This is a genomic window from Streptomyces maremycinicus, from assembly GCF_001184025.1.
Lineage (GTDB): Bacteria > Actinomycetota > Actinomycetes > Streptomycetales > Streptomycetaceae > Streptomyces > Streptomyces maremycinicus.
In genome coordinates, this window is the sequence record NZ_BBYG01000008.1 from 302,549 (window position 1) to 324,617 (window position 22,069).

General features: G+C 72.5%; 22 protein-coding genes. 15 read left to right on the forward strand and 7 right to left on the reverse strand.

What is annotated here, in order from left to right; all coding sequences use genetic code 11:
- Window positions 1-69 precede the first annotated feature (69 nt).
- Window positions 70-927 carry a tRNA pseudouridine(38-40) synthase TruA gene (gene truA, locus AOQ37_RS01555; RefSeq protein ID WP_062640335.1) on the forward strand — a complete coding sequence of 286 codons (858 nt, stop codon included), beginning with the start codon at window positions 70-72 and terminating at the stop codon, window positions 925-927.
- A 58-nt stretch (window positions 928-985) separates the two neighbouring features.
- Here the strand turns inward: truA and AOQ37_RS01560 are convergent, their stop codons facing one another.
- Window positions 986-1,858 (reverse strand): hypothetical protein, encoded by an 873-nt coding sequence (locus tag AOQ37_RS01560; protein WP_062640337.1) that lies wholly within the window; start codon window positions 1,856-1,858, stop codon window positions 986-988.
- A gap of 440 nt (window positions 1,859-2,298) precedes the next feature.
- On the opposite strand from AOQ37_RS01560, the gene rplM reads away from it, so the two are divergent.
- The 3 genes from rplM to glmM all read left to right on the forward strand — a co-directional run bounded on the left by rplM (window position 2,299) and on the right by glmM (window position 4,935).
- Window positions 2,299-2,742 (forward strand): 50S ribosomal protein L13, encoded by a 444-nt coding sequence (gene rplM / locus AOQ37_RS01565; RefSeq protein ID WP_020132189.1) that lies wholly within the window; start codon window positions 2,299-2,301, stop codon window positions 2,740-2,742.
- Window positions 2,743-2,782: 40 nt separating this feature from the next.
- Window positions 2,783-3,304, forward strand: a complete 522-nt coding sequence (gene rpsI, locus AOQ37_RS01570) for a 30S ribosomal protein S9 (protein WP_062640338.1) — start codon at window positions 2,783-2,785, stop codon at window positions 3,302-3,304.
- A 272-nt stretch (window positions 3,305-3,576) separates the two neighbouring features.
- A complete protein-coding gene (gene glmM, locus AOQ37_RS01575; protein ID WP_062640339.1) occupies window positions 3,577-4,935 on the forward strand; it encodes a phosphoglucosamine mutase in 1,359 nt (452 codons plus the stop codon).
- Between the two features lie 263 nt (window positions 4,936-5,198).
- Here the strand turns inward: glmM and AOQ37_RS01580 are convergent, their stop codons facing one another.
- Window positions 5,199-6,137, reverse strand: a complete 939-nt coding sequence (locus AOQ37_RS01580; protein WP_062640340.1) for a TIGR00271 membrane domain-containing protein — start codon at window positions 6,135-6,137, stop codon at window positions 5,199-5,201.
- A 16-nt stretch (window positions 6,138-6,153) separates the two neighbouring features.
- Complete coding sequence (gene coaA, locus AOQ37_RS01585; RefSeq protein WP_062640341.1) at window positions 6,154-7,122, reverse strand: type I pantothenate kinase; 969 nt, start codon at window positions 7,120-7,122, stop codon at window positions 6,154-6,156.
- Window positions 7,123-7,284: 162 nt separating this feature from the next.
- Here coaA and glmS point away from each other — a divergent pair, with 162 nt between their 5' ends.
- Window positions 7,285-9,132 (forward strand): glutamine--fructose-6-phosphate transaminase (isomerizing), encoded by a 1,848-nt coding sequence (gene glmS, locus AOQ37_RS01590; RefSeq protein WP_062640343.1) that lies wholly within the window; start codon window positions 7,285-7,287, stop codon window positions 9,130-9,132.
- A gap of 238 nt (window positions 9,133-9,370) precedes the next feature.
- Here the strand turns inward: glmS and AOQ37_RS01595 are convergent, their stop codons facing one another.
- Together AOQ37_RS01595 and AOQ37_RS01600 are read right to left on the reverse strand one after the other, a co-directional pair.
- Window positions 9,371-11,131, reverse strand: a complete 1,761-nt coding sequence (locus AOQ37_RS01595; protein WP_062640345.1) for a M16 family metallopeptidase — start codon at window positions 11,129-11,131, stop codon at window positions 9,371-9,373.
- A complete protein-coding gene (locus tag AOQ37_RS01600; protein WP_062640346.1) occupies window positions 11,128-12,117 on the reverse strand; it encodes a hypothetical protein in 990 nt (329 codons plus the stop codon). Before AOQ37_RS01600 ends, AOQ37_RS01595 begins: the two co-directional genes overlap by 4 nt.
- A gap of 184 nt (window positions 12,118-12,301) precedes the next feature.
- Between AOQ37_RS01600 and AOQ37_RS01605 the strand changes: the two genes are divergently transcribed.
- From AOQ37_RS01605 to tsaE, 6 genes are all read left to right on the forward strand, one after another.
- Entirely contained in the window at window positions 12,302-12,673 is a 372-nt protein-coding gene (locus AOQ37_RS01605) for a holo-ACP synthase (protein ID WP_062640348.1), read from the forward strand.
- A gap of 57 nt (window positions 12,674-12,730) precedes the next feature.
- Complete coding sequence (locus AOQ37_RS01610) at window positions 12,731-14,170, forward strand: bifunctional ADP-dependent NAD(P)H-hydrate dehydratase/NAD(P)H-hydrate epimerase (protein WP_062640350.1); 1,440 nt, start codon at window positions 12,731-12,733, stop codon at window positions 14,168-14,170.
- A gap of 107 nt (window positions 14,171-14,277) precedes the next feature.
- Window positions 14,278-15,108, forward strand: a complete 831-nt coding sequence (locus tag AOQ37_RS01615) for a L,D-transpeptidase family protein (RefSeq protein ID WP_078889930.1) — start codon at window positions 14,278-14,280, stop codon at window positions 15,106-15,108.
- A 34-nt stretch (window positions 15,109-15,142) separates the two neighbouring features.
- The gene (gene alr / locus AOQ37_RS01620) at window positions 15,143-16,324 is read left to right on the forward strand and encodes an alanine racemase (RefSeq protein WP_062640352.1); all 1,182 of its coding nucleotides are present in this window, start codon (window positions 15,143-15,145) and stop codon (window positions 16,322-16,324) included.
- Between the two features lie 54 nt (window positions 16,325-16,378).
- Window positions 16,379-17,632 (forward strand): alpha/beta fold hydrolase, encoded by a 1,254-nt coding sequence (locus tag AOQ37_RS01625; RefSeq protein ID WP_062640354.1) that lies wholly within the window; start codon window positions 16,379-16,381, stop codon window positions 17,630-17,632.
- Window positions 17,598-18,149: a tRNA (adenosine(37)-N6)-threonylcarbamoyltransferase complex ATPase subunit type 1 TsaE gene (gene tsaE / locus AOQ37_RS01630; RefSeq protein ID WP_078889931.1), complete on the forward strand. Its 552-nt coding sequence runs from the start codon at window positions 17,598-17,600 to the stop codon at window positions 18,147-18,149. Before AOQ37_RS01625 ends, tsaE begins: the two co-directional genes overlap by 35 nt.
- A 73-nt stretch (window positions 18,150-18,222) precedes the next feature.
- Here tsaE and AOQ37_RS40730 read toward each other — a convergent pair whose 3' ends face one another.
- Together AOQ37_RS40730 and AOQ37_RS01635 are read right to left on the reverse strand one after the other, a co-directional pair.
- Window positions 18,223-18,393, reverse strand: coding sequence for a hypothetical protein (locus tag AOQ37_RS40730; RefSeq protein ID WP_199824912.1), 171 nt, complete (start codon window positions 18,391-18,393; stop codon window positions 18,223-18,225).
- 300 nt (window positions 18,394-18,693) lie between these two features.
- Complete coding sequence (locus tag AOQ37_RS01635; protein WP_062640358.1) at window positions 18,694-19,245, reverse strand: L,D-transpeptidase; 552 nt, start codon at window positions 19,243-19,245, stop codon at window positions 18,694-18,696.
- Between the two features lie 111 nt (window positions 19,246-19,356).
- Between AOQ37_RS01635 and tsaB the strand changes: the two genes are divergently transcribed.
- From tsaB to AOQ37_RS01655, 4 genes are read left to right on the forward strand one after another with little or no spacing between them, the layout of a single operon-like run.
- Window positions 19,357-20,010 (forward strand): tRNA (adenosine(37)-N6)-threonylcarbamoyltransferase complex dimerization subunit type 1 TsaB, encoded by a 654-nt coding sequence (tsaB, locus tag AOQ37_RS01640; protein WP_062640360.1) that lies wholly within the window; start codon window positions 19,357-19,359, stop codon window positions 20,008-20,010.
- 41 nt (window positions 20,011-20,051) lie between these two features.
- Window positions 20,052-20,558 (forward strand): ribosomal protein S18-alanine N-acetyltransferase, encoded by a 507-nt coding sequence (rimI, locus tag AOQ37_RS01645; protein WP_062641350.1) that lies wholly within the window; start codon window positions 20,052-20,054, stop codon window positions 20,556-20,558.
- Window positions 20,551-21,648, forward strand: a complete 1,098-nt coding sequence (gene tsaD, locus AOQ37_RS01650) for a tRNA (adenosine(37)-N6)-threonylcarbamoyltransferase complex transferase subunit TsaD (protein ID WP_062640362.1) — start codon at window positions 20,551-20,553, stop codon at window positions 21,646-21,648. Before rimI ends, tsaD begins: the two co-directional genes overlap by 8 nt.
- The gene (locus tag AOQ37_RS01655) at window positions 21,645-21,908 is read left to right on the forward strand and encodes a hypothetical protein (RefSeq protein ID WP_062640364.1); all 264 of its coding nucleotides are present in this window, start codon (window positions 21,645-21,647) and stop codon (window positions 21,906-21,908) included. The genes tsaD and AOQ37_RS01655 overlap by 4 nt, the downstream gene beginning before the upstream one ends.
- The last annotated feature ends 161 nt before the right edge of the window (window positions 21,909-22,069 follow it).

A 22,069-nucleotide genomic window follows, 5' to 3' on the forward strand; every position in this document is an offset into this window, starting at 1 on the left:
CGGGTCCGCCCTTCGGGGCGGGCCCGTTCCGCGTTTTTCCGAAGGTCGCAGGGTGGAGAGGAACCAGGAGTGAGTGACGAAGCGGCGCCCGGGTTCGTACGGGTGCGGATGGACCTCTCGTACGACGGGAGCGGGTTCTCCGGGTGGGCCAAGCAGGCCGGCGGGCGGCGGACCGTGCAGGGCGAGATCGAGGACGCCCTGCGGACCGTGACCCGGTCGGGGGAGACCACGTACGAGCTGACCGTGGCGGGGCGCACGGACGCCGGTGTGCACGCGCGCGGACAGGTGGCGCACGTCGATCTGCCGGAGGACCTCTGGGCCGAGCACCGGGAGAAGCTGCTCAAGCGGCTCGCCGGTCGGCTCGCCAAGGACGTCAGGATCTGGTCCCTGGAGGAGGCGCCCGCCGGGTTCAACGCGCGGTTCTCGGCGATCTGGCGCCGGTACGCGTACCGGGTCACCGACGACCCGGGGGGTGTCGACCCCCTGCTGCGCAGCCACGTCCTCTGGCACGACTGGCCCCTCGACGTCGACGCCATGAACGAGGCCGCCCGGCGGCTGCTCGGTGAGCACGACTTCGCCGCCTACTGCAAGCGTCGGGAGGGGGCCACGACCATCCGCACGCTCCAGGAGCTGAGCCTGGTGCGCGGTGAGGACGGGGTCGTCACCGCGACCGTCCGTGCCGACGCCTTCTGCCACAACATGGTGCGTTCGCTGATCGGGGCGCTGCTGTTCGTCGGCGACGGGCACCGGGGCGCGGAGTGGCCCGGGAAGGTGCTTGCGGCAGGCGTGCGGGACTCGGCCGTGCATGTCGTACGGCCGCACGGGCTGACGCTGGAGGAGGTCGGCTATCCGGCCGACGAGCTGCTCGCCGCCCGTAACAAGGAGGCGCGCAACCGGCGGACGCTGCCCGGGGCCGGCTGCTGCTGAGCCGGCCGCCGCCGGGCCGTCGGCCGCCGTGCCCCCGGTCCGGCGTCGGCGTCCGCGGTCAGTTCGCGGCCGCCGCCGACGCCTGGGCCTCGCCGCGCTGACGGATGCGCTGGAAGGCGAACTCCGCGAGGTCGTCGCCCGCGGCGAAGACCGCCGTGTCCTTCGTGGTCACGTCCTTGCCGTCCGTGAAGCCCGTGATCGTGAAGTAGGCGTACCGGCCGTAGGAGTTGGTCGTGGAGCGGCAGATCGCGCCGGCGCAGAAGGGCTTGACGCCGCCGCCGGTGAGGGCCTTGACGATGCTCTGCTTGTCGGCCTGGGCCTTGACCTTGAGGGCCTGTGCCTCGGTGTCGAAGACCGCCACACCGACCGTGACCGCGATGTTGTCCTTGGTGTACGTGATGCGCATGAGGCGCGTGCAGTCATTGGCCGTGAGCACCTTGGGCAGGGTGCCCTGGACGCCCGTGGTGCAGGTGGTGCTGTCGGCCTTGGGGCCCTTCTTGTACACGGCCGAGCCCATGGTCAGCTGTGTGCCGGGGAAGAGCAGGTCCGGCCCGTTGGGGGCGGTGTCCTTGGCCTTGCTGGCGACGAACTCCTTCGGGTCCAGCGGGGGCGGGGCGCTCGTCGGGGCGAAGGAGGGGGTGCCGGACGCGCTCGGCAGGTCGGTCGCGGCCTGGGAGGAGGTCGGCTTGTTCGCCTCGTCGCTGCCGTTGGCCGACACCACGGCCATGGCGACGGCGGTGCCGACGGCGACCGTGGCGAGCACGCCGCCGCCTATGAGGAACAGCCGGCGGCGTTTGTTGCGCGTCTCGGACGCCTCCGCGAGCGCGGCCCAGTCCGGGGTCGGCCCGTCATCGCCGCTGGTCCACGGCTGCTGGGAGTTCGGTTTCCACGGATCCCACTGGGACTGAGGTCCCCCCTGCCCATAGCTCATGGGGCGCATCTTAGACGGGGAGCGGGGGATGCTGTTCCGCCCCAACCGGCGCTGAAGTCCCCGGTGTTCCCGGCGCGAGTGCGGGCAAAGGCGACATCTCCGGGTGGTTGGTGCGGCATATTCGCAGGCCGGTGCCGGTAGTGTGGCGCAGGCCACTCCGGCAGGGGGTTTCCCGTGGCCGGATCCGGTGAGGCTGACATGCTCACGCGTGATCGGGCGACAGGGCCCGTTTTGACCCGGCGCCCGAGACCCGGGTATCCTGCATCTTCGTTGTGTATTGGCGCGCTCTTCTCACGGGACGGGCCCTTACACCGGTCCACCGGGCCGATGACCAGCGACCAGCACGCGGTTTGCGTCACCGCAGTGCGGTCTGGGCTGTCGTGATCGTCTTCGGTGACCTTGTCAGGACCAATTCACTGAAGAAGCGAAGGCTACGAACCGTGCGTACGTACAGCCCCAAGCCCGGCGATGTGACGCGCCAGTGGCACGTCATCGACGCTCAGGACATCGTCCTGGGCCGTCTCGCCACCACTGCCGCGTCCCTCCTCCGGGGCAAGCACAAGCCGATCTACGCGCCCCACGTCGACACCGGTGACTTCGTCATCATCATCAACGCGGACAAGGTGCACCTCTCCGGCAACAAGCGGACCCAGAAGATGGCCTACCGCCACTCCGGGTACCCGGGCGGTCTGCGCTCCGTGCGCTACGACGACCTGCTGGCGAACAACCCCGAGAAGGCCGTCGAGAAGGCCGTCAAGGGCATGCTCCCCAAGAACACGCTGGGCCGTCAGATGCTCTCGAAGCTGAAGGTCTACAAGGGTGACGTGCACCCGCACGCGGCGCAGCAGCCCGTGCCGTTCGAGATCACCCAGGTCGCGCAGTAATTCCGGCCACACCCCTAGCTGAAAAGAACTGAGGAGAACCGTGGCCGAGACCACTGCCGAGCAGCCGCTCGAAGAGACCGAGCTCGTCGACATCGAGAGCTACACCACCGAGTCCGAGGTCCCCGTCGAGGGTGAGTACACCTCGGAGTCCCTCGCGTCCCGCTTCGGTGAGCCCCAGCCGGCCGCCGGCCTGGGCCGTCGCAAGAACGCCATCGCCCGCGTCCGGATCGTCCCGGGCTCCGGCAAGTGGAAGATCAACGGTCGCACCCTCGAGGACTACTTCCCGAACAAGGTGCACCAGCAGGAAGTCAACGAGCCCTTCAAGGTGCTCGAGCTCGAAGGCCGCTACGACGTCATCGCCCGTATCTCGGGTGGCGGTGTCTCCGGTCAGGCCGGTGCGCTCCGTCTCGGTGTCGCCCGCGCGCTGAACGAGGCCGACGTCGACAACAACCGTGGCGCCCTCAAGAAGGCCGGCTTCCTCACGCGTGACGACCGTGCGGTCGAGCGCAAGAAGGCCGGTCTCAAGAAGGCCCGCAAGGCCCCGCAGTACAGCAAGCGTTAAGCTTCGCTGCCTGCTCGTACGTATTCCGGGTCGGACCCGTGCGGTTCGCTCGTACGTACTCCGAACGCCCCGGCGGCACGCCACAGTGTCGCCGGGGCGTTCGTTTTCTCGCAGCCGTGGGCGTATAACGGCACAAGGTGCTCAAAGGCTTGTGTGATCGGATGTTCAGGGCATCCAATGCCTGGACGCGGAGCCGCCGTGGACCGACCGACCGGTCGAGCGTCCGACGCACCCGCACGGCTTTTGAAACTGATGCTTCCTCAGGAGGACAAGTGGGACGACTCTTCGGCACGGACGGCGTGCGCGGTGTCGCCAACGCGGATCTGACGGCGGAGATGGCGCTCGGCCTGTCCGTCGCCGCGGCGCACGTGCTGGCCGAGGCGGGTACGTTCGAGGGCCACCGGCCGGTGGCGGTCGTCGGACGGGACCCGCGTGCGTCCGGGGAGTTCCTCGAAGCCGCCGTGGTGGCCGGTCTGGCCAGTGCCGGCGTCGACGTGCTGAAGGTCGGCGTGCTGCCGACGCCCGCCGTCGCGTACCTCACCGGCGTGCTCGGCGCCGACCTCGGCGTGATGCTCTCCGCCAGCCACAACGCCATGCCCGACAACGGCATCAAGTTCTTCGCCCGGGGCGGCCACAAGCTCGCCGACGAGCTCGAGGACCGGATCGAGTCCGTCTACGACGAGCACCGCACCGGCGCGCCCTGGGAGCGGCCGACCGGCGGCGGTGTCGGTCGCGTCCGCTCGTACGACGAGGGCTTCGACCGCTATGTGGCGCACCTCATCGCCGTACTGCCCAACCGGCTGGACGGGCTGAAGATCGTCCTCGACGAGGCGCACGGTGCCGCCGCCCGGGTGTCGCCGGAGGCGTTCACGCGGGCCGGCGCGGAGATCGTGACCATCGGTGCGGAGCCGGACGGGCTCAACATCAACGACGGGTGCGGGTCCACGCACCTGGACAAGCTGAAGGCCGCGGTCATCGAGCACGGGGCCGCCTTCGGCATCGCGCACGACGGGGACGCCGACCGGTGCCTGGCCGTGGACCACACGGGTGACGAGATCGACGGGGACCAGATCCTCGCCGTGCTCGCGCTGGCCATGCGGGAGCGGGGCGCGCTGCGGTCCGACACCGTTGTCGCCACCGTCATGTCCAACCTCGGCTTCAAGCTGGCCATGGAGCGGGAGGGCATCCAGCTCGTGCAGGCCGCCGTCGGCGACCGGTATGTGCTGGAGGAGATGAAGGAGCACGGGTACGCGCTCGGGGGCGAGCAGTCCGGGCACGTGATCATCCTCGACCACGCGACGACCGGTGACGGCACGCTGACCGGGCTGATGCTCGCGGCTCGCGTCGCCGAGAGCGGACGGTCGCTGCGGGAGCTGGCGTCCGTGATGGAGCGGCTGCCGCAGGTGCTGATCAATGTGCCGGACGTCGACCGGTCCCGGGTCGGGAAGTCGGCCGAGCTGGCGACCGCCGTCGGAGAGGCGGAGCGGGAGCTCGGGTCCACCGGGCGGGTGCTGCTTCGGCCTTCGGGTACGGAGCCGTTGGTGCGGGTGATGGTCGAGGCCGCGGACATCGATCAGGCTCGCTCTGTTGCCGGGCGGCTGGCGGATGTCGTGAAGTCGGCGCTGGGTTAATCGGCGGGGGCCGGCTTCTCGGGCGGGTTCCTGGCGGCTGCCGGCGGTTGGGGGCGGGTCCGGAGCGGGTCCGGAGCGGGTTCGGGGTGGGGGTTCTGTGGGGTGCGGGCCGCGGCTGCGTCGTGGCTTGTCGCGCAGTTCCCCGCGCCCCTCGACGCGCTGTGGCCGGGCGGTGTTGAGCCGCGCCCTCCGTGTGTGAAAGCCGGGTGGGTGGGGTCGTGTTGAGTCCTGTTCTCTGCTGCTGAACAGCAGGGTGTTTCGTGCTAGGCCGGGTTCGGGCGTCGGCGTTGTTTTGACCAGAACCATTTCTGGGCCAGCAGGGTCAGGGTGCCGGCCAGGATGATGCCCAGGAGGTTCAGCAGGAGTTGTTCCGTCGAGCCGCGGGTCTGCGCCATGTCGCCGAAGCTGAGGGCCACGGCGGCGTTGGCGGCCGCCGGGACCGTCGTGACCGAGATCGCCACGCCCACCAGGGCGCCGGACTTCGCCGAGGTCAGGGAGAGGGTGCCGGCGGCGCCCGCCAGGACGGCCACGATGAAGGAGAAGGCGTCGGGGGCGTAGACGAATCCGGTCTGCGGGCGGTCGGCCTCCAGCTGCTTCTTGCTGAACAGATCGATCGCGTCCATGAAGAGGCTGAAGCCCACCGTCACCGCCATCGCCACCGCGAAGCCGGCCAGCAGGGCGATCAGTGAGCGCAGGGCCAGCCGGGGAGCCCGCTGCACGATCGACGTGCAGACACCCGCGAGGGGGCCGAACTCCGGGCCCACCGCCATCGCGCCCACGATCAGGACCGCGTTGTCGAGCACCACGCCGCAGGCCGCGATCATCGTGGCGAGGGTGATGAACGCGAGGTAGGTGACCGAGAGCGTCGACTCCTCGTGCGTGGCGTCCGTGAGGTGTTCCCACAGCACCGCGTCGGCGCCCTCGCCCGGCGCCTCCTCCTCGGCCTTGTCGGCGCGCAGCGAGAGCGACAGATCGATGTTCTCCACGGCGATCGAGCCGTTCTTGTCCAGGCCCAACTCCTGGAGCCCGGTGAGGAGTTCGTCGCCCGCCTCGCGCGCCACATCGCACAGCACGACATCGCCGGCCGGGTTGCGGGCCGCGCCCGGCAGCACCACGAGGTGGGTGGTGCCGACGGTGTTCTCGATCAGGGCGACCACGGCGTCGGTGCTGCCCGACGGGGTGATCAGACGCAGGTGCAGCATGCAGGCAGGGTAGCCGTCAGAGTTTGCGCAGGCTCAGGCGCTGCACCTTGTGGTCCTGGCCCTTGCGGACGACCAGCGTGGCGCGGCCCCGGGTGGGGGCGATGTTCTCCACCAGGTTGGGCTTGTTGATGGTGCGCCAGAGGGTGCGGGCGTAGTCGACGGCCTCCTCCTCGGAGACCTGGGTGTACTTCCTGAAGTACGAGTCCGGGTTCTGGAAGGCCGTCTGACGGAGTTTCCTGAACCGGTTGAGGTACCAGCGCTCGATGTCCTCGGCGCTCGCGTCGACGTACACGCTGAAGTCGAAGTAGTCGGCGAGGCCGACACGGGTGCGGCCGTCCTTGCCCGGCAGGGCGGGCTGGAGGACGTTCAGACCCTCGACGATGAGGATGTCCGGGCGGCGGACGGTGAGTTTGCGGTCCGGGACGATGTCGTAGATCAGGTGGGAGTAGACGGGCGCGGTGACCTCGCCCTTGCCCGCCTTGATGTCGGCTACGAAGCGGGTCAGCGCGCGGCGGTCGTAGGACTCGGGGAAGCCCTTGCGGGACATCAGGCCGCGGGCCTCGAGTTCCCTGGTGGGGAGCAGGAAGCCGTCCGTGGTGACCAGCTCCACGCGGGGGTGTTCCGGCCAGCGGGAGAGCAGTGCCTGGAGGAGCCGGGCGACCGTCGACTTGCCGACCGCCACCGAGCCCGCGACGCCTATGACGAACGGGGTGCCGGACTGGGAGCCCTGTTCGCCGAGGAAGGTGTTCAGGGCGCCGCGCAGGCCGTCGGTGGCGCCCACGTAGAGGTTGAGCAGGCGCGACAGCGGGAGGTAGATGTCGCGCACCTCGTCGAGGTCGATGACGTCGCCGAGGCCGCGCAGCTTCTCGACCTCCTCGGCGGTCAGCGGCAGCGGAGTCTTCTCCCGCAGCGCGCTCCACTCGGAGCGGGTGAGGTCGACGTAGGGAGTCGCCTCCGGCCTGTGCCGGTGGGCGCTCCGGGGCATCGGGGAGACCGGAGAGATCACAGTCCATTGTTAACGGAGTTTGAACAGGATGGTGGGTGGGGTCCGTCACGCCCCGCCGGGGTGGCGTACACCCGTGGGAATTTCCGAAATCGGGCACGCTGAGGCTCTTTCCGTGCGGGATTCGGTCGTAGGCTGCCGCGCATGTGCGGAATCGTGGGATACGTGGGGTCTCAGTCGGCTCTTGAGGTCGTCATGGCCGGGCTGAGGCGGCTGGAGTACCGGGGGTACGACTCGGCGGGGGTCGCCGTGCTGGCGGACGGAGGGCTCGCCGCCGCGAGAAAGGCGGGCAAGCTCGTCAATCTGGAGAAGGAGCTCGCGGCCCGGCCGCTGCCGAGCGGGACGACGGGCATCGGGCACACCCGGTGGGCCACGCACGGCGGGCCGACGGACGCCAACGCGCATCCGCATCTGGACAACGCCGGGCAGGTAGCCGTCGTGCACAACGGGATCATCGAGAACTTCGCCGGACTGCGGGCCGAACTGGCCGAGCGGGGGCACGAGCTGCGCTCCGAGACCGACACCGAGGTCGTGGCCCATCTGCTCGCCGAGGAGTTCTCGGCGACGGCCGACCTCGCCGAGGCCATGCGGCTGGTCTGCCGACGGCTCGAAGGGGCGTTCACGCTGGTCGCGGCGCATGCCGGCGAGCCGGACGTGGTGGTCGGCGCGCGGCGGAACTCGCCGCTCGTGGTGGGCGTCGGGGAGGGCGAGGCCTTTCTCGCCTCGGACGTCGCCGCGTTCATCGCGCACACCCGGTCGGCGATCGAGCTGGGCCAGGACCAGGTCGTCGAGCTGCGGCGGGACGGGGTGACGGTGACCGGCTTCGACGGGCGTCCGGCGGAGGTCCGGTCGTACCACGTCGACTGGGACGCGTCGGCCGCGGAGAAGGGGGGCTACGACTACTTCATGCTCAAGGAGATCGCCGAGCAGCCCAAGGCCGTGGCCGACACCCTGCTCGGCCGTATCGACGCCTCCGGCGCGCTGACGCTCGACGAGGTCCGGATCCCGGCCTCCGAACTGCGGGAGGTCGACAAGGTCGTCATCGTCGCCTGCGGTACGGCCTTCCACGCGGGCCTCATCGCCAAGTACGCCATCGAGCACTGGACGCGGATCCCGTGCGAGGTCGAGCTGGCCAGCGAGTTCCGCTACCGGGACCCGATCCTGGACTCGCGGTCGCTGGTCATCGCGATCTCCCAGTCCGGGGAGACGATGGACACGCTCATGGCGCTGCGGCACGCGCGCGAGCAGGGGTCCAAGGTGCTGGCGATCTGCAACACGAACGGGTCGACGATCCCCCGGGAGTCGGACGCGGTGCTGTACACCCACGCCGGGCCGGAGGTGGCGGTCGCCTCGACCAAGGCGTTCCTGACGCAGTTGGTCGCCTGCTATCTCGTCGCGCTGTATCTCGGCCAGGTGCGCGGCACCAAGTGGGGCGACGAGATCCGGGCCGTCGTCCGGGACCTCGCGCAGATCTCCGGCGCGGTCGAGCGGGTGCTGGAGACCATGGGGCCGGTGCGGGAGCTGGCGCGGTCGCTCGCGGACAAGGACACCGTGCTGTTCCTCGGGCGGCACGTCGGGTATCCCGTCGCGCTGGAGGGCGCGCTGAAGCTCAAGGAGCTCGCCTACATGCACGCGGAGGGGTTCGCCGCGGGGGAGCTGAAGCACGGGCCGATCGCGCTGATCGAGGAGGACCTGCCGGTCGTCGTCGTGGTGCCCTCGCCGCGGGGGCGGTCCGTCCTGCACGACAAGATCGTGTCCAACATCCAGGAGATCCGGGCCCGGGGGGCGCGGACGATCGTCATCGCGGAGGAGGGGGACGAGACGGTGGTGCCGTACGCCGACCATCTCGTGCGGATCCCGGTCACGCCGGTGCTGTTGTCGCCGCTCGTCGCGACGGTTCCCTTGCAGGTGTTCGCGTGTGAGCTGGCGACCGCGCGAGGCAACGAGGTGGATCAGCCTCGTAACCTCGCGAAGTCGGTGACGGTGGAGTGAGGAAGTTTTGAGCGGGGGGTGGGGGGTTCTCGCCGTGAGCGGGCGCGGGTACGTCGTGGCTGGTCGCGCAGTTCCCCGCGCCCCTGGGGGGCTGGACCGTCTGCGACGGTCCTCGCCCCCATCCGTTTCCGCGTCCCCGCAGTTCTCCGCGTCCCTTGGGGGGCTGGCCCGTCTGTGACGGTCCAGCCCCCGGCAGTTTTCCGCGCCCCGCGGGTACCCGTGGCCCGAGGGCGGTCTGTCAGCTTCGGGTGCGTTGTCTTCTGGCTGTGTAGATCTTCCAGGTGGCGAAGGCGAGGGGGAGTTCCAGGATCCAGACGCCGGTCACCGCGTCCCACTCCGGGGCGGTGGCCGAGGCCTCGTCGGCCGTGATGATCCCGCACAGCAGTCCCCAGGCCGCCGCGAGCAGGCCGACCAGCCAGAGCGCGGTGGTCCACCCCCAGGTTGAGCGGCCGTTGCCGGAGCTCCGCGGGCCGGAGGTCCGCTTGCGCGGCCGCGGTTGGGGGATCTGGTCGGGCTCGCGGGCCGGCATCGGCACCACCGCCGCCGCGGGCACGCCCGCGTCCAGGGCGGCGACGCGGTCCGGCGTCACCCCCCGGTACAGGGTGGGTTCGACGGTGACCGAGAAGCCGTCGTGGCCGGTCAGGACGCGGGCGCCGTCGGGGCGGGTGGTCATCGCCGCGCAGGCGTCGTACCGGACGGTGACCGGGCCCCTGGGAGTCAGCAGGCTCACCCCCTCGGCACCGATGACCAGCGTGACCTCGTCGTCCTCCAGGGAGCGGTGGCGGGTGCCGGTCACGGCGGCCTGCGAGTGCTGCGGGGCGAGGGTGAGCCCCGCCCAGTCGACGCCGCGGCCCGGGACCTGGAGGAGCGCGTTGCCCCAGGCCTCCCGGGCGACCTCGCGCAGGTCCTGCGTCGTCACCGCGTTCAGCTCCGCCCGGTGCTGTTCGGGGGTGAGGATCCGGTGTCCGAGCAGCAGGCTCAGCGCGTACGAGGGCAGCGCGGCCGCCGCCAGGTCGGGGGTGTCGTACATCTTGAGGAGCTTGGTGCGGACGGAGTCCAGCTCGGACTGCTCGATGCGGCCGGCGCGCAGCCGGGCGAGGGTGTCGACGAAGCCGCCGACGACCGCGTCCTGCTTCTGCGGGAGGGCGTCCGCGTACGCGGTGAGGGTGGCGAACTCGGCGTCCCGCGGGGTGTAGTCGGCCTCAGCGGAGTAGGAGTAGCCGCCCTCCTGGCGCAGGTCCTGGAAGAGGGCCCGGCCGAGGACGTCCGCGAAGACACTGGCCGCGGTGGAGCGGCGCAGCACCGAGGTGAGGACGACATGGCCGTCGTCGCCGCTGATGTACGCGGGCGTGGTGGGCAGTGCGCTGGTCGCGGCCGGGGCGGGGAAGCGGGTGCCCTGGGGGAGCGTGAGGTCCAGGCCGTCCGGGACCTGCTCGCTGGTGATCCACAGCACCGCGTTGTCCCTGGTGAAGCGGGTCTCCGCCCACCGGCGCACCTGGTCCGGGGTCAGGCTCCGGGTACCGAGCTCGTTGTAGCTGGACAGGCCGTAGCCCTGGGCGCCGTACCGCCACAGCGGCATCTGCTGCTGGGGGCCGCCGCCGCGGCCGGCCGCCTCGGTGCGCAGGATCTCCTTCTCGGTCTCCAGCCGCTCCATCGGCAGGTCCCGCAGCCCCGCGCAGACGCTGTTGAGGTACCTGACGACCTCCTCCTCGCTGCCGGTGACGTGGAAGAGGGTGTACGCGTTCGCCGTCGCGCCGTTGTAGTGCAGATCGGACAGGCCGAGGCGGTGCAGCGCGAGGTGTTCGACGAGGTGGGTGAGGCCGGCGGTGGCCAGGGTCTCGTCGGCGCGGCCCACCCGGAAGAAGAGGCCGGCGGTGATCTCGTTGCCCGAGGCCGGGGCGTACAGGGTGGGGATGTGCTGCGTGGTGGTGTGCGAGACGAGGCCGGTGAGCGCGGCGAGGCCGGAGTCGCGGTCGTGCTCGTGCAGGTCGGTGGTCATCGGGTGCCGCCTCCTCGGGATTCCAGCGCGGCCTTGCGGGACTTGAGGAACGCCGACCTGTGGTCGGGCACGTAGTGCCACGGGGACTCGGTCGCGCGGTCGCCGAGGAAGGCGAAGTGCGGGGCCGCGTACTCCCAGTGGTTGCCGAGCGAGAAGGCGAACGCGAACGCGTTGTGCGCGCCGATCGTGTTCCAGTCGGGCCGGTGGGCCGGGTGCAGCACCGAGACCCGGGCGGCGTTGCGCAGGTCGTCGCGGACGGGCAGGCCGCGCATGTAGGCGGCGTCCTCGCCGATGTCCAGGTCCAGCCAGCGCTCGATGTGGGCGAGGGCGACCAGCGTGCCGGAGTTCGAGCCGTCGGGGGCCTCGGTGGCGCAGGCGCGGGCGAAGCCGTGCGCCGCGTCCCAGGAGCCGCCCCACTTCGGGCACAGCTGCTGGAGCAGCTGGACCTGGGCGCGGTAGTGGTGCGGATGGTGGGCGTGGAGGCGGTCGTAGCGGCGGCGCGCCTCGGCCTGCCCCAACTGGAGGCCGCGCGCGGTCATCAGCCGGGCGGTCCAGGCGGGGGCGTACGAGGGCTGCTCGGCGCAGACCTCGATCAGCAGCTGTTCGGCCCTGCGCAGCCATTCGTGGAACTGGGTGAACTGGTCCCGCGAGACGTGGTCGGCGCGGGCGCCGCTGCGGATGTCCCAGCCGATGTAGACGTACCGCTCGGCGAGCAGGGTGCGCGGCAGCGGGTCGGCGGGCGATTCCGCCGCCGCCCGTTCCAGGAAGTTCTCGACGCCGGGGAGGTCGGCGAGCAGGCTCGAGGCGGTGGAGAGCTTGTCGACCGAGTCGAGGCCGGTGAGGAAGGCCCGCACGGCGGGCCAGTCCCCGGCCTGTGCGGCGGTGCGCAGCGGGATCAGCTCGGGTGTGTTGTCGTACGGGTCGAAGGTCGGTCCCCAGGTGTTCGTGGGTCCGCCGCCGGCCGTGCCGTTGGTGGTGCTGGTCATTCCTCCGCCCCCTGGCGTAGCTGTCCGCGGCGCGCGGGCTGGCCCCCCAGGGCGCGCGGCGGGTCCTCACCGGTGTGACCGGACGCCCTGCGCGGTGACGCGGCGTCATCCGGTGCGGTCCGGCTTGATCAAGTCGCCGCAGGCTAGCAGCAGGCTGTGACAGTCCGGCCGTAGGGTGCTCGGCATGAGCATCATCGGGGTCGGTATCGACGTGGCCGAGATCGAGCGGTTCGCGGCGTCGCTGGAGCGGACGCCGGGGCTGGCCCGGCGGCTGTTCCTGGACAGCGAGTTGCTGCTGCCGAGCGGGGACCGGCGGGGTGCCGCGTCGCTGGCGGCCCGGTTCGCCGCGAAGGAGGCTCTCGCCAAGGCGCTGGGGGCCCCGCCCGGACTGCTGTGGACGGACGCGGAGGTGTTCGTCGAGGAGAGCGGACGGCCTCGGCTGCGGGTGCGCGGGAGTGTCGCCGCGCGGGCGGCCGAACTGGGGGTGCGGAGCTGGCATGTGTCGTTGAGTCATGACGCGGGGGTCGCCTCGGCGGTGGTGGTGGCCGAAGGCTGAGCCACGCGGCGGGGCGACGGCGTGCGGGGGCGGGGGAGTCCGGGGCAGACTCACCGTATGCGTACTGCCTACCGTGTCGAGACCGTCCGTCGTGCCGAGCGGGAGCTGATGGCCCGGGTCCCGGAAGGGGCCCTCATGCAGCGGGCCGCCGCGGGGCTCGCCGCGGCCTGCGCCGATCTGCTGGGGCGGGTGTACGGGCGGCGGGTCGTGCTGCTGGTCGGCAGCGGTGACAACGGGGGTGACGCCCTGTACGCCGGTGCCCGGCTCGCCCGGCGCGGGGCGGGGGTGACCGCGGTGCTGCTCTCGCCCGGGCGGACCCACGCCGCGGGGCTGGCGGCCCTGCGGCGCGCGGGCGGGCACACGGTCGGGCCGGACGGCGCCGAGACCGTCGTCCGGCGGGCCGACCTCGTGCTCGACGGCATCGTCGGGATCGGCGGGAAGGGCGGGCTGCGGCCGGACGCGGCCTCGCTGGCGTCGGTCGTCGCCGGGGCCCGGGCCGCCGTCGTCGCCGTCGATCTGCCCAGCGGTGTCGACGCCGACACCGGGGAGGTGCACGGGAGCGCGATCCGCGCCGACCTCACCGTCACCTTCGGTACGCACAAGCCGGGGCTGCTCGTCGATCCGGCGCGGGAGTACGCCGGGTCGGTGCGGCTGGTCGACATCGGGCTCGGCGGCGACCTGCCCGCCGAGCCCGAGCTGGTGGCCCTCCAGCACGCGGACGTGGCCGCCCTGTTGCCCGTGCCGGGCGGGGAGAGCGACAAGTACCGGCGGGGTGTCGTCGGGATCGCCGCCGGGTCCGCCCGGTATCCGGGGGCCGCCGTGCTGGCCGTCGCGGGGGCGCTGCGGGGCGGGGCGGGGGCGGTGCGGTACGTCGGTCCGGCCGGGGACGCGGTCGTCGCGCGGTTCCCCGAGACGCTCGTGTCCGACCAGGGGCCCCACAAGGCCGGGCGGGTACAGGCCTGGGTCGTGGGGCCGGGTGCCGGGGACGACGCCGGGACGGTGGCGGAGGTGCTGTCCGCGGAGGTGCCGGTGCTGATCGACGCGGACGGGCTGCGGCTCGCGGACCCCGACGCGGTGCGGGGGCGGACCGCGCCGACGCTGATGACCCCGCACGCGGGGGAGGCGGCCGCGCTGCTGGGGGTGGCGCGCGAGGAGGTGGAGGAGGGCCGGCTGCGTGCCGTGCGGGAGCTGGCGGCCCGCTACCGGGCGACCGTGCTGCTGAAGGGGTCGACGACGTTGGTCGCGGACGCGGGTGGGACGGGGCCGGTGCGGGTGAACGCGACGGGCACGGCGTGGCTGGCCACGGCCGGGAGCGGGGACGTGCTGTCCGGGCTCGCGGGGTCGTTGCTCGCGGCGGGGCTGAGTGCGTGGGACGCGGGCAGCGTGGGGGCCTATCTGCACGGGCTGGCGGGGCGGTTCGCCGCCGACGGGGCGCCGGTGGGGGCGCACGACGTGGCCGCGGCGGTCGCGGAGGCCTGGCGGGACGTGCGGCGGTAGGCCCCCGGTCATCAAGTCCCCGGCCGGGCCGGGAGTCCCCCCGCTGAACGGGTGAAGCCGCCGCGCGGCAGTCCCGGGTGCCCCGGATCGCGCGTTTCTCTGATCGGATGTTCAGCACACGAACCGTGGCCCTGGTGCTCGCCGCCGTCGCTCTTCTTCCCCTCGGGACACCCGCCCGGGCCGCGCCTCCTCCGGCCCCGCCGTCCTGGGAGGTCGACACGCCCGACCAGGTGCTCGCGCCGAGGGTGTACACGCCCACCGCCGCCGAGGACGCCGTCGAGCCGAGGGACGCGGCGGACGGGACGTACGCGCTCGTCGAGCACGTGCCGCTGGACGAGGTGATGACCCGGGTGGCGTGCAGCAAGCGGGTCGGGCCGTACCAGCGGGCGGTCGAGCGGTGGCTGAGGCTGCCGGTGGACGGGAAGCAGTCCGCCGCCGACTGCAAGGCGATCCGGGCGTTCCAGCGGCAGCAGGGGATCGAGCCCGCGATCGGCTTCGCCGGGCCCGTCACCTGGTCGCGGATGCAGCTCATCGCCGCGAGGAAGAATCCCAACGCCGCGAAGAAGTGTCCGGTGCGGGTCCACCGGGTCGCCTGTGTCGATCTCGACCGGCAGCTGACCTGGGTGCAGAAGGGGACCAAGGTGCTCTTCGGGCCCGTGCCGATGCGCAGCGGGCGGGCCGTGCACCCGACCCGCAAGGGATGGCACACCGTCTACTGGCGGCACAAGAACCATGTCTCCACGCTCTACAACGCCCCCATGCCCTATGCCCAGTTCTTCGACGGCGGCCAGGCCTTCCACGCCGTCTACGACAGCATCCACACCACCGTCGGCTCCATGGGCTGCGTCAATCTCACGGTCGGCGACGCGCGCAGGCTCTGGGGCGTGCTGAAGAAGGGCGACCGGGTCTACGTGTGGGGCCACCGGCCCGGTACCTAGGGGCCGTCCCGGGGCCTCTGAGAGACTGGGCGCGATGAGTGAGACTGCCAAGCCGCCCGCCGCCCCGTCGCGCGCCCGCGCCGAGATCGACCTGGCCGCGCTGCGGGCCAACGTGCGTACGCTGCGCGCCAAGGCGCCGGGCGCGGAGTTCATGGCCGTGGTGAAGGCCGACGGGTACGGGCACGGAGCCCTTCCCTGTGCCCGCGCCGCGGTCGCGGCCGGCGCCCGCTGGGTGGGCACCGCCACGCCCGAGGAGGCGCTGGCGCTGCGCGCGGACGGCGGGCTGCCCGCTGACGTCAGGATCATGTGCTGGCTGTGGACGCCGGGCGGGCCCTGGCGCGAGGCGGTCGAGGCCGGCATCGACGTGTCGGTGAGCGGGCTCTGGGCCCTGCGGGAGGTCGTCGAGGGGGCACGGGCCGCCGGGCGGCCCGCCCGCGTGCAGCTCAAGGCCGACACCGGGCTCGGCCGCAACGGCTGCCAGCCCGCCGACTGGCCCGAGCTGGTCGGCGAGGCGCTGCGGGCCGAGGACGAGGGACTGCTGCGGATCACCGGTCTGTGGTCGCACTTCGCCTGCGCCGACGAGCCGGGGCACCCCTCCATCGCGCCGCAGCTCGACCGCTTCCACGCGATGGTGGCGTACGCCGAGGGGCAGGGCGTGCGGCCCGAGGTGCGGCACATCGCCAACTCCCCGGCGATGCTCACGCTCCCGGAGACCCACTTCGACCTGGTCCGCCCCGGCGTCGCGATGTACGGCCTGTCGCCCAGCCCGGAGCTGGGCTCGGCCGCCGACTTCGGGCTGCGCCCGGTGATGACCCTCGCGGCCTCGCTGGCCCTGGTGAAGCATGTGCCGGGCGGCCACGGGGTGAGCTACGGCCACCACTACGTCACCCCGGGCGAGACGACCCTGGGGCTGGTGCCCCTCGGCTACGGGGACGGTGTTCCCCGGCACGCCTCCGGCAGCGGTCCGGTGCTGGTCGCCGGCAAGTGGCGGACCGCGGCCGGACGGATCGCCATGGACCAGTTCGTCGTCGACCTCGGCGGCGACGAGCCCGCTCCGGGCACGGAGGCGATCCTGTTCGGGCCCGGTGACCGCGGTGAGCCCACGGCGGAGGACTGGGCCCAGGCGGCCGGGACCATCGGATACGAGATCGTCACGCGCATCGGAGCGCGCGTTCCCCGCGTCTATGTCAATGAGCCCGTTCAGGTGAATGAGTAACCGGACGGGTACCCCGCAGTCGGACCACGGACATCGGCCACGGAGGAGCGGTACGTGAGCGAGAGCAGCGCGGAGGCGGTGGCGGGCGCCGCCGCGGCGGTGGTGGCCGCCTCCGCCACGGGGGAGGGCGGGGGCTGGCGCCGGGCGACCGGCATCGCCGGCGCCGCGATAGGCGTGATCGCCGCGGGCGCCGCGGCGGGTGTCGCCCTGGAGCGGATGACCGTTGGGCGCGGCATGCGGGCGAAGGCCCGGCTGGCCCTGGACTCGACGGGGCCGTACGGCGGACTGCGCGGCACCCCCGACAAGGCGTACGCCGACGACGGCACCGAGCTGTACTACGAGGTCGACGACGTCGAGCCGCAGGGCGGACCGCCGAACCGGCGGCGCAGGCTCTTCGGGCGCAAGGCCCCGCTCCCCGTCACCGTGGTCTTCAGCCACGGCTACTGCCTCAACCAGGACTCCTGGCACTTCCAGCGGGCGGCCCTGCGGGGCGTCGTACGGACCGTGCACTGGGACCAGCGCAGTCACGGCCGGTCCGGCCGCGGCAACGCCCAGATACGGGACGGCGAGCCGGTCACCATCGATCAGCTGGGGCGCGATCTGAGGGCCGTGATCGACGCGGCCGTGCCGGAGGGGCCGATCGTGCTCGTCGGGCACTCCATGGGCGGGATGACGGTGATGGCCCTGGCCGCGCTGTACCCCGAGCTGATCCGCGAGCGGGTCGTCGCCACCGCTTTCGTCGGTACGTCGTCCGGGCGCCTCGGCGAGGTCAACTTCGGGCTGCCGGTCGCGGGCGTGAACGCGGTGCGGCGGGTGCTGCCGGGAGTGCTGAAGGCTCTGGGGCAGCAGGCGGCCCTGGTGGAGAAGGGGCGGCGGGCCACCGCCGATCTGTTCGCGGGGATCATCAAGCGGTACTCGTTCGCGTCACGGGACGTGGATCCGGCGGTGGCGCGGTTCGCCGAGCGGATGATCGAGGGCACGCCGATCGACGTGGTCGCCGAGTTCTACCCGGCGTTCACGGATCACGACAAGACCGAGGCCCTCGCCTGTTTCACCGACATGCCGGTGCTGGTGCTCGCCGGGATCGGGGACCTGGTCACGCCGAGCGAGCACAGTGAGGCCATCGCCGACCTGCTGCCGGACGCCGAGCTGGTCCTCGTCCCCGACGCCGGTCACCTCGTGATGCTGGAACACCCGGAAGTGGTCACCGACCGCCTCGCCGACCTGCTCACCCGCGCGGGTGCCGTGCCCGCAGGAGCTACCGTGAACGGCTATGGAAGCACCAGCAGCAGCGCACAGCCCGGCTGAGCCCGGACGGTCCGGACCGTCCGGCCCTCTCGGAAACCGTGTCGAGATCGTCGTCGAGTCCCCCGAGCAGATGGGCGAGCTGGGCCGTCGCCTCGCCGCCCTGGTGCGGGCGGGCGATCTCGTGATGCTCAGCGGGGAACTCGGCGCGGGCAAGACGACGCTCACCCGCGGACTCGGTGCCGGGCTCGGCGTCCGGGGCGCCGTCACCTCCCCGACGTTCGTGATCGCCCGGGTGCACCCCGCGCTCGGGGACGGTCCGCCGCTCGTCCACGTCGACGCGTACCGCCTGGGCGGCGGGCTCGACGAGATGGAGGACCTCGACCTCGACGTGTCGCTGCCCGCGTCGGTGATCGTCGTGGAATGGGGCGAGGGCAAGGTCGAGGAGCTCACCGACGACCGGCTCCAGGTCCTCATCCACCGGGCCGTCGGCGACACCACGGACGAGGTGCGGCACGTGACGGTGACGGGGCTCGGGGACCGCTGGGCGTCGACGGACCTCGGCGTGCTGTCGGCCTGACCGGCGCGCGGTGGGCCGGACGGGTGTCCGGGGTCCCGGGTTCCACGGCCGGTCGCCGGTCGCCGGTCGGCCCTCAGGCCGCTTTGGGGCGCTCCACGGGGCGCTTGACGAGTGCCGGGTCGGGCAGCCGCGGAGGTGTCGAGACCGCTTCCGCGGCCGCGCACGAGGCGAGCAGATCACGCATGGACACACCGGCGAGCGTGAACGGCCGCGACGGCCGGCCCTTGGGCTCGGTGACCGACATGGACGCCTCCTGAGGTTCGGGGGCGGGCGTAGTTAGGTAGACCTAACTACGAAGTTGATACCATGTGACCACGCACGGGACACCCGACGCAACATTTTGCCGACGTCTTGTCGGAACGTTCACGAGATACTCGGCCGTGGCACCTCCGGCCCTCCCCCCCCGGCATCCCGACACCCGGGCATCCCGGTACCTGGACATCCCGGCATCCGGGCACCCCGCCTCCCAGCCACCCCGGCGCTCGGGCGGCCCGTCGGTCCGCCGGCCCGGCGTCCGTGCCACTCGGCTCGGTCCGTGTCGCGCCTACGGGATCACGACGACGGACTGTCCGATCGTCGCGAAGTCCCACATCGCGTCGCCGTCCGCGACGGTCTGCCGGATGCCGCCCGTCTTCACCGTCGGGTCGGGCTCGGGCAGCGAGCCGTCCAGCGCCGCGCTGAAGCCGATCGTCACGTCGTTAGCGGTGGCGAAGCGCACGACGTGCTCGATGGGGGTGCCGTCCGTGCCGGTGATAGCGCCCGCCCGGGAGGTGACGGCGTAGTTGCCGGGGAGCGGGTCCACACTGCCGGGGGCGACCTTGAACGTGCGCTCGACCCCGCCGTCCGACCCGACCAGCCACACCCGGTCGTCGTCCAGCGAGTACACGACCCGCTCCCCGAGACCGGAGTCGGCCGGCAGCGCCGCGGGGCGGTTCTTGTCCCGGGGTGCCTTCGCCGCCTTCGCGGGAGCGCCGCTGCGCTGCGGCCGGGACAGGTCGGCGGGCGCGTTCGCCGACGCCTGGAAGGTGAGGAACGCGACCGCCGCCAGGGCCGCCGAGGTGAGCCCGGCCACGAAAGTCGCGCTGTTGCTTGGCATCGGCGATCACCCAGTCTGTCCCGTACGTCACGTTTCGCGGCGACGTTAGCAGTCATTGCGCCTCCGGCCGGCGCGGCCATGTCCGGGGCACGGGAGCCGTAGGCTGTTTGCGTGCTCTTGCTCGCTCTGGATACCGCCACCCCCGCCGTCACCGTCGCGCTGCACGACGGAACGGACGTCGTCGCCTCCTCGAGTCAGGTGGACGCCCGCCGGCACGGCGAGCTGCTGCTGCCGGCCGTCGACCGGCTGCTCGCCGGGGCCGGGCTCGCCCTCGACGCCGTCACCGGGATCGTCGTCGGCATCGGCCCCGGCCCGTACACGGGACTGAGAGTCGGCCTGATGACCGCCGACACCTTCGGGCTCGCGCTCGGCGTCCCGGTGCACGGTCTGTGCACGCTCGACGGCCTGGCCTACGCGTCCGACCTCGAAGGCCCCTTCGTCGTGGCGACCGACGCCCGCCGCAAGGAGGTCTACTGGGCCCGCTACGCCGACTCCCGGACCCGGTTGTCGGACCCCGCGGTGGACCGGCCCGCCGACATCGCCGACGAGGTGGCCGGGCTGCCGTCCGTCGGCGCGGGCGCGCTGCTGTACCCGGACACCTTCCCCGGAGCGCACGCGCCCGAGCACGTCTCCGCGGCCGCCCTCGCCTCGCTCGCCGCCGAGCGGCTGGCCCGGGGCGAGGAGCTGCCGGCCCCGCGCCCGCTGTACCTGCGCCGGCCGGACGCCCAGGTGCCGAAGAACTACAAGGTGGTCACCCCCAAGTGACCGAAGCCGCCGACCCGACCGGCCCGCCCGCGCTGCGTGAGATGCGCTGGTGGGACATCGAACCCGTGCTGGAGCTGGAGAAGGAACTCTTCCCCGAGGACGCCTGGTCACGGGGCATGTTCTGGTCCGACCTGGCCCATGCCCGCGGCCCCGAGGCGACCCGGCGGTATCTCGTCGCGGTCGAGACCAGGTCCGACGGCGAGCGGATCGTCGGGTACGCGGGCCTCGCCGCGGCCGGTGACCTCGCCGACGTGCAGACCATCGCCGTCGCCCCCGGCCACTGGGGCACCGGCCTCGGCGGCCGGCTGCTGACGGAACTGCTGCGCGCGGCGACCGCCTTCGAGTGCGCCGAGGTCATGCTGGAGTGCCGCATCGACAACGTGCGCGCCCAGAAGCTCTACGAGCGCTTCGGTTTCGAGGCCATCGGCTTCCGGCGCGGCTACTACCAGCCGGGGAACGTGGACGCCCTGGTGATGCGGCTGACCGATCCATCGACATCCGTACCGACCCCGGTACAAGGGACACAGGAAACCGAGAACAATGGCTGACGAACCCCTGGTTCTGGGGATCGAGACCTCCTGCGACGAGACCGGCGTGGGTGTCGTGCGCGGCACGACCCTGCTGGCGGACGCGATCGCCTCCAGCGTCGACGAGCACGCCCGCTTCGGCGGGGTCGTGCCGGAGGTGGCCTCCCGGGCCCACCTGGAGGCCATGGTCCCGACCATCGAGCGGGCACTGAAGGAAGCGGGGGTGAGCCCGAAGGACCTCGACGGCATCGCGGTCACCGCCGGTCCCGGTCTCGCCGGTGCGCTGCTGGTCGGCGTGTCGGCGGCGAAGGCGTACGCCTACGCGCTCGGCAAGCCCCTCTACGGCGTGAACCACCTCGCCTCCCACATCTGTGTGGACCAGCTGGAGCACGGGGCGCTGCCCGAGCCGACGATGGCGCTGCTGGTGTCCGGCGGCCACTCGTCGCTGCTGCTGTCCACCGACATCACCTCCGACGTCCGCCCGATGGGCGCGACCATCGACGACGCGGCGGGCGAGGCCTTCGACAAGATCGCGCGGGTGCTGAACCTGGGCTTCCCGGGCGGCCCGGTCATCGACCGCTACGCGCGCGAGGGCGACCCGAAGGCGATCGCGTTCCCGCGCGGCCTGACCGGCCCGCGTGACCCGGTGTACGACTTCTCCTTCTCCGGGCTGAAGACGGCGGTCGCCCGCTGGATCGAGGCGAAGCGGGCGGCGGGCGAGGAGGTCCCGGTCCGTGACGTTGCGGCCTCCTTCCAGGAGGCGGTCGTGGACGTCCTGACCCGCAAGGCCGTACGGGCCTGCCGGGACGAGGGCGTCGACCACCTGATGATCGGCGGCGGCGTCGCCGCCAACACCCGGCTGCGGGCCCTGGCCCAGGAGCGCTGCGAGGCGGCCGGTATCCGGCTGCGCGTCCCGCGCCCCAAGCTGTGCACGGACAACGGCGCGATGGTGGCGGCCCTGGGCGCCGAGATGGTGGCCCGGGGGCGGGCCGCGTCCGCCTGGGACCTGTCGGCGGACTCCTCGCTGCCGGTGACCGAGCCCCATGTGCCGGGCCGGCCGCACGACCACGACCACGTGCACGAGGTCGGCAAGGACAACCTCTACTCATGACGGTCGCGCTGATGTGGGAGGCCCGGGCGGTCACCGGCCGGGGCGAGGACCTGCTCGCCTGGACGCGGGCGCAGGAACTCGCGCCCGCGCCCGTGCGCCGGGAGACCTTCCGCGCCCCGCAGGACCGGGTGCTGGTCATCACCTGGTGGGACGCCGACCACGACGCCGTCCTGCCCGAACTTCCCGATCCCGACGGGTCGTTGGTGAGCCGGGCCGTGCACCGCTGGCGGTTCGAGCCGGTGCCGGACCCGACGGCCTGAGCGGGCGCCCGTCCACGGCGCGCGGCTGCGGTACCGGCCGCGCGCCCCCATCGACGTCGCCGGTGCTCCCGCACACCGGGTGAAGGCGCCCGCCGGGACCGGGTTTCCCCGCCGGTCGGGAAAGCGGGGAGGACGAACGCGCCCCGCAGAGCCGCACGGAC